At 56.2% G+C, this 12,350-nt stretch carries 13 protein-coding genes; 5 read left to right on the top strand and 8 right to left on the bottom strand.

Features of this window, described 5'->3' with window-relative positions; translation table 11 throughout:
* The first annotated feature begins 89 nt into the window (after window positions 1-89).
* From ABS758_RS12875 to ABS758_RS12860, 4 genes are all read left to right on the top strand, one after another.
* Window positions 90-266 (top strand): PLP-dependent transferase, encoded by a 177-nt coding sequence (locus ABS758_RS12875; protein ID WP_350383078.1) that lies wholly within the window; start codon window positions 90-92, stop codon window positions 264-266.
* Between the two features lie 153 nt (window positions 267-419).
* Complete coding sequence (locus ABS758_RS12870) at window positions 420-1,208, top strand: COG4705 family protein (RefSeq protein ID WP_350383080.1); 789 nt, start codon at window positions 420-422, stop codon at window positions 1,206-1,208.
* A gap of 38 nt (window positions 1,209-1,246) precedes the next feature.
* Window positions 1,247-1,912: a response regulator gene (locus ABS758_RS12865; RefSeq protein ID WP_350383083.1), complete on the top strand. Its 666-nt coding sequence runs from the start codon at window positions 1,247-1,249 to the stop codon at window positions 1,910-1,912.
* Window positions 1,888-3,273 carry an ATP-binding protein gene (locus ABS758_RS12860; protein ID WP_350383084.1) on the top strand — a complete coding sequence of 462 codons (1,386 nt, stop codon included), beginning with the start codon at window positions 1,888-1,890 and terminating at the stop codon, window positions 3,271-3,273. The genes ABS758_RS12865 and ABS758_RS12860 overlap by 25 nt, the downstream gene beginning before the upstream one ends.
* 43 nt (window positions 3,274-3,316) lie before the next feature.
* On the opposite strand, the gene ABS758_RS12855 is transcribed toward ABS758_RS12860, so the two are convergent.
* The 4 genes from ABS758_RS12855 to ABS758_RS12840 form a co-directional block, all read right to left on the bottom strand.
* Window positions 3,317-4,225, bottom strand: a complete 909-nt coding sequence (locus ABS758_RS12855) for an amino acid ABC transporter substrate-binding protein (RefSeq protein WP_350383087.1) — start codon at window positions 4,223-4,225, stop codon at window positions 3,317-3,319.
* Between the two features lie 146 nt (window positions 4,226-4,371).
* Window positions 4,372-6,048: a 5-oxoprolinase subunit B/C family protein gene (locus ABS758_RS12850; protein WP_350383090.1), complete on the bottom strand. Its 1,677-nt coding sequence runs from the start codon at window positions 6,046-6,048 to the stop codon at window positions 4,372-4,374.
* Window positions 6,045-6,812: a LamB/YcsF family protein gene (locus ABS758_RS12845; protein ID WP_492304513.1), complete on the bottom strand. Its 768-nt coding sequence runs from the start codon at window positions 6,810-6,812 to the stop codon at window positions 6,045-6,047. Before ABS758_RS12845 ends, ABS758_RS12850 begins: the two co-directional genes overlap by 4 nt.
* Window positions 6,813-6,878: 66 nt before the next feature.
* Window positions 6,879-7,565 (bottom strand): methyltransferase family protein, encoded by a 687-nt coding sequence (locus ABS758_RS12840; protein WP_350383094.1) that lies wholly within the window; start codon window positions 7,563-7,565, stop codon window positions 6,879-6,881.
* 111 nt (window positions 7,566-7,676) lie between these two features.
* Here ABS758_RS12840 and ABS758_RS12835 point away from each other — a divergent pair, with 111 nt between their 5' ends.
* Window positions 7,677-8,102, top strand: a complete 426-nt coding sequence (locus ABS758_RS12835; RefSeq protein WP_350383095.1) for a VOC family protein — start codon at window positions 7,677-7,679, stop codon at window positions 8,100-8,102.
* Between the two features lie 21 nt (window positions 8,103-8,123).
* Here the strand turns inward: ABS758_RS12835 and ygiD are convergent, their stop codons facing one another.
* The 4 genes from ygiD to ABS758_RS12815 all read right to left on the bottom strand — a co-directional run bounded on the left by ygiD (window position 8,124) and on the right by ABS758_RS12815 (window position 12,282).
* The gene (gene ygiD / locus ABS758_RS12830) at window positions 8,124-8,978 is read right to left on the bottom strand and encodes a 4,5-DOPA-extradiol-dioxygenase (protein WP_350383098.1); all 855 of its coding nucleotides are present in this window, start codon (window positions 8,976-8,978) and stop codon (window positions 8,124-8,126) included.
* A 19-nt stretch (window positions 8,979-8,997) separates the two neighbouring features.
* Complete coding sequence (locus ABS758_RS12825) at window positions 8,998-9,423, bottom strand: DoxX family protein (protein ID WP_350383100.1); 426 nt, start codon at window positions 9,421-9,423, stop codon at window positions 8,998-9,000.
* A gap of 174 nt (window positions 9,424-9,597) precedes the next feature.
* Window positions 9,598-10,482 (bottom strand): LysR family transcriptional regulator, encoded by an 885-nt coding sequence (locus tag ABS758_RS12820; RefSeq protein WP_350383102.1) that lies wholly within the window; start codon window positions 10,480-10,482, stop codon window positions 9,598-9,600.
* Between the two features lie 84 nt (window positions 10,483-10,566).
* On the bottom strand, window positions 10,567-12,282 hold the full coding sequence (locus ABS758_RS12815; RefSeq protein WP_350383104.1) for a thiamine pyrophosphate-dependent enzyme: 1,716 nt from the start codon (window positions 12,280-12,282) through the stop codon (window positions 10,567-10,569).
* Window positions 12,283-12,350: the final 68 nt, after the last annotated feature.

Below are 12,350 nucleotides of genomic sequence, written 5' to 3'. Positions count from 1 at the left end.
GCATTGCTCCATTAAACGTGTTCTTCGTAAAAACAAGTCTAATGAATGTCGCTGTCCCCCGTTCATGATGTAGAGCCGAACTTTTTCACTTGGGTTTTTCCTGGGGCGGATTTGAAAGCATGGTGATGCCGCAGATTGACATGCCGACCCGCGTAGCCTCGCAGTGGCCATATAAAGACCCACTGGTGCGCCTGCACATCGGCCTGGAATCACCTGACGATCTGATTGCCGATCTCAAGACGGGCTTTACCTACCTATCCTCCTGACAAAAGAACCAGACAGGCCGTGACCCTTACGCCAGAACATCCCCTTCCTCATTCTGGTCTAAGGCTCGATACGTAATCTGAAAGCTACGCGGATTTCCGTGTGCCGGTTGCAGCTACCGCACCGGCACGACCCTATGCCCGAGGATTGCCATCATGAACACTTTACCCATGGACTGGACACATACGGATGACGGACACGACCTGCTTATCAAAGTGCCCGCCATTACCCTGTCCTTCTGGATCATCAAGATTTTGTCCACGACTGTCGGGGAAACTGCCGCGGATTTCCTGGCTGTGGACGCCGGTTGGGGCCAGAATACAACCCGCCTGGTCATGGCAGGCCTGCTGGCCGCTGCGCTGATCACGCAAGTACGGACACGGCGCTACACGCCCTGGAGCTATTGGCTGACAGTGGTATTGGTAAGCATTGTTGGTACGCAGATCACCGATCTTTTAACCGATGGCCTGGGTGTCAGCCTGTCCGTCAGCACACCCGCCTTTGCGATTGCCCTGGCCGGCATTTTTATTGCCTGGCACCACTTCGAACACACCTTGTCGATCCACGATATCGTGTCACGTCGGCGCGAACTATTTTACTGGGCAGCAATTCTGTGTACGTTCTCGTTGGGTACCGCTGCGGGAGATCTGGCGACAGAAGCCCTGGGCATGGGGTTTAGCAATGGGGTTCTGATTTTCGGCACACTGATTGCGGCCACCTATATCAGTTTTGCACTGGGCGGCAATGCGGTTTTAACTTTCTGGATCGGTTACATCCTTACGCGGCCTTTTGGCGCATCGCTGGGCGATTTATTGACACAAGCCCGGATTGATGGCGGCATGGGAATGGGTACGATGTGGACAAGCGCACTGTTTCTATCTGTGATTGTTCTGCTGGTGGCGGTAGAGTCTTATGTGGTTGGCAGCCACCGTTCTGAACAATAATCCAGCCATGGATCCAGTCCAACTAACGAGATAAAACCATGCGTGTCCTGCTTGTCGAAGACGACCCCATGATTGGTGAAGCAATCCGGGATGCCCTGCGGGATGAATCCTATGCGGTGGATTGGATCCAGGACGGCCTGACAGTTGCTGCCACCCTGAAAGCCCAAAGCTATGACCTGATCCTGCTGGATTTGGGCCTGCCGGGCAAGGACGGCCAACAGGTACTCACAGAACTTCGCATGCGTCGTGAAAGCGTCCCCATCCTGATCATCACCGCCAGGGATGCCTTGTCTGACCGCCTGCGCGGCCTTGATGGCGGCGCAGACGATTATGTGCTCAAGCCCTTTGAGATGGCAGAGCTTCTGGCCCGCATGCGGGCGGTGGTACGGCGCAAGGGTGGCCAAGCCAGCCCGGTGCTTGGCAACAGCACGCTGACACTCGATCCAGCCTCCCAAGAGGCCACGGTAGGCGATGGGCCAGCAGTATCATTAACCGGCCGCGAGTTTGCTCTGCTGCATGCCCTGCTGATCCGACCCGGGGCGATTTTGTCCCGCAGCGCCCTGGAAGACCACATCTACGGCTGGGGTGAAGAGATCGAAAGCAATATGGTGGATTTTTTGATCCATGCCTTGCGCCGAAAACTGGGCAACAACATTATCAAGAACGTAAGGGGTGTGGGATGGAGAGTCTCAAAAGACGATTAAATCGTTCCATCCAGATCAAGCTTTCGTTTGTCCTGTCGGTGGTGATTGCTGCCGTTGCGATCACTGCCGGCATATTCTCATTTGTATCGGCACTTGAAGACGCCCACGAGCGACAAGACGATGTGCTTTTTCAGGTAGCCGACCTCATGGGCCGAATCCAGGGCTCTGCCCCCTTGGCTCTGCAAAAGCTCGAGCTGCAAGACCAGGATCACGACTCTTCACTGTTTGTACAAATTCTTGATCACACCCCTGCCGCACATCAAGACTTGGGCAATCCGGTGCCCATTCCGCCCACGCTTGCTGACGGCTTGCATACCCTGGACATTGGGGACAAAAATTTTCGGGTGCTGATTCAACCACTGGCGGAGAACACTCGCATCGCTGTGGCCCAGGACACCGATCTGCGCGATGCAGTGGCAATCCAGGACGCCTTGCGCACGCTGGCGCCCTTTTTGATCTTGGTGCCTATTCTGTTGCTTGTCATCGCAGATCTGGTGCGCCGCGTGTTTCAACCCACCCGCGCCCTGGCCGAAGCCGTGGATGCCCGGGCAGAAACAGACTTGCACCCCATCGCCGACAAAAACCTGCCGCGCGAGATACGGCCTTTTATCGATGCAATCAACCGGCTGCTGGCCCGGGTTTCCGAGTCGATGGAGACACAACGCAGATTTATTGCGGATGCCGCGCACGAACTCCGCTCGCCGGCCACTGCGCTTGCCCTGCAGGCAGAGCGCCTGAGCAAAGCCGAGATGTCTGTTGCCGCGCGAGAGCGCCTGCAGACATTGCAACAAGGGCTTGAGCGCAACCAGCACCTGCTGACCCAACTACTGGCATTACTCAGGGCGCAGGCAACCATCGATACACCGGGGGGGCCCTCTACCCATATCGGGGAAGTATTGCGAAAAGTGCTGGAAACCACATGGCCGCTTGCCGAAGCCAAGCATATTGATATCGGGGTAAGCGGTGCCGAAGACACCAAGATTGCAGTATCCGAGCTGGATTTGACGATTCTGCTTAGAAACCTTGTGGATAACGCGATCCGCTACACCCCGGATGGCGGCCAGGTAGAGGTGCTGGTTCGCACCGAGCCCAACACTTTGGTGATTTCGGTGTCGGATACAGGCCCAGGCGTACCAGCCTCAGAGCACCAGCGCATTCTTGAACCCTTTTATCGTGTCCTGGGCAGCGGCCAAACGGGCTCTGGCCTGGGTCTCTCGATCGTTACAGGCATTACGCGCAAACTGCAGGCCAGGATCGAATTCAACGAAGCAGACCCCATCTTGCATCGGGGCCTGCTTGTCTCGGTGGCCATTCCACTAAAAGCCCCTCACCCCAACCAAGACGCAGGCGCCCACGCCTGAGGTCTTGGTGGTATGGGTATTTGGCGGGTACAGATCGCCTGATTCAGTTTGTCTTGAGGATTTCCGGCTCGGGAGAGTCGGTTGGATGGGCCAGCAGCTTTTTGAGCTCGGGCGTCATGGGCCAGTTGAGGTTGACGCCACGCGGCGGAATGGGTTGCGTAAACCACTTGGTGTAGAGCTTTTCGACCCGGCCATCGGCGATCATGGCTTTAACCGCGTCATCCACAGCTTTTTTAAATTTCGGATCGTTCTTGGGTTCGATGATGCCGTAGGGCTCGAAGGTATACGCATCCTTGCTGATGCTCCAGGCCTGCGGATCATGCGAATTGGCCACCAGGCCAGCCAACAGGATGCCATCCATAAAAAAGGCCGATGCGCGCCCATGGGCGACAGTCAGAAAGGCCTCGGCGTGATCACTGGCGGTGATGATCTTCATCCCCAAGTGACGACTGGCATTGATCTCTGTCAGCCACTTCAGGTTGGTGCTGCCTGAGACTGAAATCACTGTCTTGCCCTTGAAATCCTCAAGGTGATGCAAGTTGGACGCTTTAAGCGAAGCGAAGTGCGTAGCCGAAACAAATGTGGCCGGCGCAAAGCTTACCTGCTGCTGGCGCTGGGCATTGTTGGTATCGGGCCCGCAAGAAAGATCAATTGTGCCATTGGCAATCAGTGGAATACGGGTGGAGCCAGTAACCGGAACCTCACGGACGTGGATTTCCTGCAGGCCGAGGTCTTTTTTCAGGGCGTCCGCAATGCCCTGGCAAATATCCATGGCATAGCCAACCGACTGTTGGTGGTCATCCAGATAAGAGAACGGGATGGCTGCGTCCCGCGTACCGATAACAATCTCTCCAGTAGACTGGATGCGGTCGAGACGGCTGGTGGCGGCCTGCGCAACCCCGCCGCTGGCGGCGACGACAGCCGCTGCCAAAACCAAAGAAAACACTTTCATGAAAGCTCCTGCTTAAAATCCGTTTGGCCAGCTATTCGCTGACCTTATTGGTACGACATCACAATTTTAAGCAATACCAACTGGATTTATTATTCCTTCAAGCTATATATAAATGAAGGGATCAACAGGATAGGCAAAGCCGAAAATTACACACTGACGGCGTTAAAACGCACCTGCGCGCCCACAGGAATCTGGCCCAGCAAGTTGTGATGACGGCGGTGCACGACGGCAATGACCGGATAACCGCCCGTCAGGGGATGATCGGCCAAAAACAATACCGGCTGGCCGCTGGCCGGCACCTGAATGGCACCCATCACCGTGCCTTCGCTAGGAAGCTCTTGTACCTGCTGGCGCAAAAGCGGTTTGGCCCCCGACAAGCGCATACCCACCCGATTGGATTGCGGCGTAACCTGCCAGCATTGCTGCTGCAACAAAGTGCCCGCATCCGGGCGAAACCAGTCTAGCCTTGGCCCCAGGACGATATCCAGCACCACAACATCATCTGGCTCAGGCATATGTGCCGGTGCTGGTGTGGATCGCCCACCAAGGGCCTGACTTTGCAGGGGATGACCGGGATCCGCAGACGCCGCGTTTACGTAAAAGAGGTCTCCTGTGCGCAGCATGGGTGGCCCAATATGGGCCAAAACATCGGTGGACAGACTACCCAGGACCTTGGCAACGTCCAAGCCGCCTTGTACAGCCAGATAACAGCGAACACCGGCACGTACTGTGCCGACCCTCAGGGTATCGCCTTCATCAAGCACCAGTGCATGGCCGGCAGCGGCGGGTGCACGCATGCCGGAAGGCCGCGTCACCGCCACAGGAGCGACTGCTCCTGTCACAGCCACCACCACCCGTCCATGCACCACAATCTCCAGGCCGCCGCCTGCATTTTCAAGCACGGCGGTCTCAGGCGGATTACCGACAAGGTAATTGGCTTGCATCATCGAGGCTTGGTCCAGGGCACCCGAGACGGAGACGCCCAGCAACGCCTTACCCGGGCGGCCAAAATCCTGAAATAAGGTTTGCAGCCCCGGTTTGAGGATCTGGATGGATCGCTTCTGTTCACTGCCTTCTGGGGGCAGCGTTTTTTTCTGGCGCTCAGGCTCGGGGGTGCCTGCGGGTGTGACATCCACGGGCAGGCTGATTATCCGAGTTGTTGCGGGCAAGGCACAAAACCGCACTCGGCAGCCCGGTTGCACCAAGGCAGGTGGCTGGCGATCGAGATCCCACATTTTTAAGGGCGTAACACCCAACAGCTGCCAACCGCCGGGGCTGTCCGAGGGATAGACTGCGCTGAATCCGCCTGCTGCAGCAACAGACCCGGCAGGCACCCGGGTTCGCGGACTTTGCCTGCGGCGCAACCCATGGAAGCAGGGATCGCCCCCGGCAAGATAGACAAACCCGGGCGCGAAGCCTGCAAATGCAGCCACAAAATCGGTACCGGTATGGCGTTCGATGAGTTCATTGCGACCAAGATGGAGAGTCTCGGCCACCGCATCGAGATCCTCGCCGTTATAGTGCACCGGGATCTCGATGCAGGGCGTACTCATCGTGCTGTCTGTAAAAGTGGTGGCCGGATGCTTGCGTACCGCTTCTTCCGTATTTTTCAGGCAATGCTGCAACCAGACTTTGACAGCAGCACCTTCGATGGCCACCGGATCGAACTGAACCAGCAAAGTGCGGGCAGCCGGCACCAGATCAATAATCCCTGAAGGCAAGGTACGCGACGCAACCTGAAACACAGCCAATACAGTATCCAGGGAATGCAACTCCAGCAATATCGCAGCGTCACCGGCAGGCAAAAACTGCGGATGGCTCATTGTTTGTCCGCCGTCCCCGTAAAAGGCCTGATCTGTATGCCGGCAGCCTGCAATCGGGCATACACCGCTCGTGCCATGATCACTGCGCCGGGGCTATCGCCGTGCACGCAAATGGAATCTGCCTGCAGACGTATCTGCGAACCATCTATTGCCGTGATCAAACCCGTCTGCACCCAATCCAGCATCCGTTGTCCAACCAGTTCGGGATCCTGTAGGACAGCGCCATTTTCTTTGCGCGAGACAAGCAGGCCGTCTGGTGTATAGGCACGGTCGGCAAACGCCTCGGCGGCCACCTGCAGGCCGCGTTGCTGGGCACGGGCCAATAGTGGTGACCCCGCCAGACCAAGCAGCACGAGGTGGGGATCGATCAATAAAATGGCGCTGATCACATCATCGGCCTGCCGGGGATCTTGTGCGATGGTGTTATACAGAGCGCCATGGGGTTTTACATAGCTGACCCGGGTGCCGGCCGCACGGGCAATCCCCTGCAAGGCACCAATCTGATAAATCACATCGGCAATCAGCTCGCGTGACGTGGGATCCATGGCGCGACGCCCGAACCCAACCAGATCCGGATACGCAACATGCGCACCAATGATCACACCACGCGCGGCAGCTGCTTTTACGGTATCCAGAAGGCTGGCAGGGTCTCCGGCATGGAAACCACAGGCAATATTTGCGCTGGTCACAACATCCAGCATACTGGTGTCGTCTCCCATGCGCCAGGCGCCGAAGCTTTCTCCGAGATCACTATTCAGGTCCATCATGCCTCCTGGCCAGCCATGTTGGCAGGAGAGCGTTGAAACCCTGAGCAGTGCCGCAAACCAGCGTCAGTACAGAAACAAAAATGGGTGAACCCAGCCCATATCCTGCGCATATTCAATCGCCTCAAATACCGGGATAGACAAGAAATACGGAAGTGCATCCCTCACGGTTTTCCAGATCCCTTGCAAATCGACGGTGACGTACGCGGGAGATTGCCACAAAGACCACTTAGGTAGAAACCGAGGCGTCTTCTGGCAGTAAGCCTGGTAAGCGTCACCAAATGCCTGTTGTAGCAGAATTTCTTCCTCGCCTACGATCCAGCGAAAAATCAGGCTGGCCAAAGCCGCCAGGATCAAGCCTACCAGCAGGCTGCCCGTTTGCAAACCAATACCAAACACAGCCAGAATCGAAAAAACGTACAGAGAGTTTCGGCTAATCGAATAAGGCCCATTGGTAACAAGGTCTGCACCCTTGCGTCCACCAAGGTACAGCATGCATGCGCTGCGCCCGAGCACGGCGAGAATCAGCAAGGCAAGGCCGGCCCATTCGAGGGACTCATGAATCCAGGTAAGGTGTGTCCACGCCGAGGCCACCCAGGGCAAGACGCAAATGGCCACGATAGCCAGAGCGCCCAATGCCCGGCGCCGGCGAACCTGGGATCGTGCCAAATGTGCCCAGGTTGCGTCCAGCGTTGTTTTATCTACTGTGCTGTTGCCGGTGTCTGTGTCGGCATTTGCAGAAGCTTGCTGCATATAAGTTTCCAGTCTGAAATGCCATCTATGGCCCACGAGTATGGACAATAGTCTTCTACAATTAGCGCAGAATTAGCGCAAGCAAAATCTAACTATCGAGGACGACAAAGCATGACATTATCCCCTTTTCATCTAGCCATCCCGGTGCACGATCTACCGGCTGCCCGCAAGTTTTATGGTGAGGTTTTTGGTCTGTCTGAAGGCCGCTCTGATACCCAGTGGGTGGATTTTAATTTTTTCGGGCACCAACTGGTGATCCATCAGCATCCCAAGACAGATGCCCAGACGCATGCGCACACCAATGCCGTAGACGGACACAACGTGCCGGTGCCCCATTTTGGCGTTGTGCTTGAGTGGTCGCAGTGGGAGGCACTGGCAAAGCGACTTCAAGCGTTAGACACCGCTTTTGTTATCGACCCCTATATCCGGTTTGAGGGCCAAGTAGGCGAGCAGGCCACGATGTTTTTGCTGGATCCGTGCGGAAACGCCCTGGAATTCAAGGCGTTTAAAGACATTAACCAGCTGTTTGCCAAATAAGGCAGGCTGCCCGCCAAATCATCAGAGATTGGTTTGGTCGGGCGGCACGCCTTCAGGCGAGCGCGCGGCGTCTCCTCCATTGTGGCAGTCGGCATCCACTGTTCCGACGCCATAGCCACTCATGGACAAAGCGCCCATGGCGTAGCCCCGCAACAGGGGCTTGACCGCCTGCCCGGATGCCGCCGCCAGGCCTGCCGTGTATAGCAGGGGCAAGAAGTGATCTGGCGTTGGCACGGCCTTCAAATAATCCGGATGCTCGGTGGTTTTGAGAATATCGGCCGGCGCATCCATCAGTTGTGCAGCCACCGCATCATCAAAGCGTTGCGCCCAGTCTGTACCAAAATCAGCCCGTTCCCATTGGACCAGCCGCAGGTTATGCACCACGTTTCCGCTACTGAGAATCATCACACCCTGATGCCGTAAGGCATCCAGCTTGGATGCAAGCTCCAGATGGTAATCCAGCGGCTTCAAGGCATTGATGGAGAGCTGGACGACGGGAATATCCGCCTTGGGAAACATATGCGCCAGCACACTCCAGGTGCCGTGATCCAAGCCCCATTGATCATGATCAGCCCCCACCCAGTGCGGCTTGGCGATCTCGGCGACCTCTCCTGCCAACTCAGGCAAGCCAGGTGCGGGGTAATCGAAATCAAACAGCGCTTTGGGAAACCCGTAAAAATCGTGAATGGTGCGTGGCTGGGCCATGGCAGTGACTGCCGTGGCGCCAATAAACCAATGAGCAGACACCACCAGCAATGCCCGGGGCCGCGGCAGCGACTTGCCCAATTGCCGCCACGTCCGGGTAGAACCGTTATCTTCTAGCGCATTGGTTGGGCTGCCGTGGCCCAAAAAGACGGCAGGCATGATGGATGTCATCGTGAAATCCCGAAGGTAATCAATGGCGGGGTGTGGATGACTTTACTGCGTAAGCGCCATCACCCAACAGCGCCAAAGCCGCTGCAGTCACTGCCAAAAATACAGGGTACTCCCAGCCACCGCCATTGGGCGCGGCAAATTCCCAGCCGTTTGCCCAGTGGACCGAAGAAGCCACAAGCAGTTGCACAACCGCAATGGCAGCCACCCAGCGTGCAAACACGCCAATCACCAGCATTGCGCCACCGATGACTTCAAATGCGATCACAGGATAGGCCAGAAACCCGGGAAACCCGACGCTGGTAAAAAAGCCGGCAGTGCCCACGGGCGTGAAGACAAACAGTTTGGTGAGGCCATGCGCCAGAAACATGATGCCTAGCGCCAAGCGCAGCAAAAGCGCAGCGTAAGATGCCGAGCCGGCTGCTGAAGAGTCGAAAGTGCGTTCCATTTTTGAATCCCTGAATAAGTATGGTGAATGATTACGTAGTGAGCACCTTTAGGTTTCAAGTGATGCACGGCCACGGTTAAACAGAAGCTTAACTAATCCAATTACAGAGATAAACGCCTTATGGAGAGACTGATTGTTTCTATTTAAAAGACAATTTCTATGTAGGCTATTGATTTATGCTTGCATCCATACAGGATGACGGAACTGTTCAACCAGGAAATCAACCAACTTGCGCACCTTGAGCGGCAGTTGCTTGCGCGTAGGATATAGCGCCTGGATCTCAAGCCTGGCGCCTTGAAACTGGGGCATGAGTTCAATCAGCCGCCCCGTCTGCAGGCAGTCGTAAACAAGGAAATTCGGCTGAAACACCACCCCATAACCGGCAACCGCAGCCGCCTTGCAGGTGTCGCCGCTATTAGCGTGGATTCGGGGGGATACCTGAACCCTTATTTCTCCGGATGGCCCGAGAAAAGACCATTCGTCTCCTGCTGACCAGTAACTATAGGCGATAACCTCATGCTGGGTCAGATCGTCCGGGTGCAGTGGTACACCATGATTGGCAAGATAATCGGGTGAGGCGCAAAGCACCATGCGCGACGTTGCAAGGACACGGCTGACCAGGTTGCTGTCTGCCAGACGCCCTATCCTGACCACCAGGTCGTACCCCTCTTCCACCATGTCGACCATGCGGTCGGACAGCACAATATCCAAGTCGACGGACGGGTTTTCTGCTGCAAACCGGCCCCACAAAGGTGCCAGGTGCAAGGCGCCAAACGTTTGGGGGGCACCAATTCGCAGGTTGCCCTGCGCCGTCAGGGTGGCATCACTGACGTCGGCACGGGCTTCCTCGACTGCCTGCAAGATGGCCTTGCTGTGCTGGTAATAGCTGCGCCCTTCATCCGTAAGGGATACGCGCCGGGTAGTGCGGTGCAGCAGGCGTGCACCCAGGTATTTTTCAAGGTCTGCCACTTGCCTTGACACAGCGGGTTTGGAAAGGCCCGTCACATCGACCGCTTTTATAAACCCGCCCGTTTCAACCACAGCGACAAATGTTTTCATCGCCTGCAAGATATCCATATTTTTATCTCTACCCCGCCAGGATATGCGTATCCAGAAAGACGTGCTGGTTATACGTACTTATTATTAACGCAGGAAATTATCACGCAGCAATGAAACCACTTCAGTGGCACGCCCGCTGAATACAGCCTTTAGCCCAAACAACGCGGTGGATGCAATTTGCGACGCCTGAACTTTGGGCGGCATGACCAGCTCCATTCTGCTGACGTGCACGTCCAGCAATGCCGGCCCGTCGGTGTCCAGCCATTGCTGCATGGCAGGTTCCAGCTGCTCTTTGCGGGTAACCTGCCATGCAGGAAACCCGCAGGCTTCTGCAAGCTTTACAAAATCGGGGTTCAGCAGATGCGTATAACTATCCAGAAGCCCTTCTACTCGCTGCTCCATCTCGACAAAACCCAAGGAAGCATTGTTGTACACCAATAACTTTACAGACAGGTTTTCCTGACGCAAGGTGAGAAGATCACCCATCAGCATGGTAAGACCTCCGTCACCGCACAAGGCTACTACTTGGCGATGGGGATAGGCTGCTGCAATACCCATGGCTTGTGGATAGGCATTAGCCATCGTGCCATGCAGCAAACTGGTTAAAAATCTCCGCTTGCCCCGGGCAACGAGATGACGCAACAGCCACACCATCGGCGACCCCCCATCAGCCGTAAAGACAGCATCCTCCGAGGCCAGACGATCCAGGGTCTGCGTCACGAACTGGGGATGCAGCAACGAGGGGTCTTTTTCTTCTCCGGATTTTCGGTAGGCCGACTGATCCTCCAGCCACTGTTGCCGGGCAGCTTCAAGATGATCGTTTTGTTTTCCCGGTTGAAGCAAAGGCAACAGGGCCTCGACTGTCAAACCGATATCACCCACCAATCCCATCTGTATGGGCGCCCGGCGCCCCAAATGGGCAGGATCGCTATCGATCTGTATCACATGAGGTTGTTGTGGATAAAATTGTGTCCACGCAAAATCCGTGCCCAGACAGAGGGTAAGATCCGCACGGTCGATAGCCTCCAGGCCTGCCTGGTTACCCAAAATGCCGGTCATCCCTACTCCGTACGGGTTATCAGGCTCGATAAACTCTTTGGCCCGACTGGTATGGACCACTGGCGCGTTAAGCCGCTGAGCCAGTTTCAGCACCTGCTGACGCGCATTCCGCGCCCCATAGCCGGCATACAAAGTGATACTTGAGGCTGTATTCAGAGTATCGGCTAGCTGCTGTAGCTCTTCTGGTGCCGGCAGTGCGCGGACGATTCGAGGATGTGCAGCCCAGGGCAACGTATCTTCATCCGTCTGCGAAAACATGTCGCCTCGGACAATCAGCACTGCTACACCTCGCAGGGACAGAGCCGTTTGTGCAGCCAAAGCGGTTAACCGCCTGGCCTGGGAGGGATGGGACATATATTCGCAAAACACTGAAGCTTGCTCATAGATGCGGCGCTGATCTACCTCTTGAGGAAAATCCAACCCCGCTTCCGTACTGGCTACATCTGAGGCAATCAGCAGAACCGGCGCGCCGTTACGGTGGCTTTCAAAGATACCGTTCACAAAATGCAGGCTCCCTGGCCCACATGTGCCAGCACACACGGCCAATCGGCCGGTCATGTAGGCTTCACCCCCTGCGGCCAATGCGCCCGCCTCCTCGTGGCGGACATGCACCCAGCGCAAGTCTGATCGCCGAATCGCATCGGTAAAGTGGTTGATGGTATCGCCCACCACGCCGTAGCAGCGTTGGGCTCCCGCTTCGATCAAGGCATCAACGATGATCTCTGACACGTGTTTACTCATGCAGCGCTCCTGATTTATATGACCGGTTGCCCCGCAAGCCTGTAATTACTATAGCGCAGGAGGGTTTC

The sequence above is a fragment of the Castellaniella sp. FW104-7C03 genome (genome assembly GCF_040276085.1).
Taxonomy (GTDB): Bacteria; Pseudomonadota; Gammaproteobacteria; order Burkholderiales; family Burkholderiaceae_B; genus Castellaniella.
Note: the sequence above shows the minus strand (reverse complement) of the source record. Positions and strands in the feature narration are given on the sequence as shown.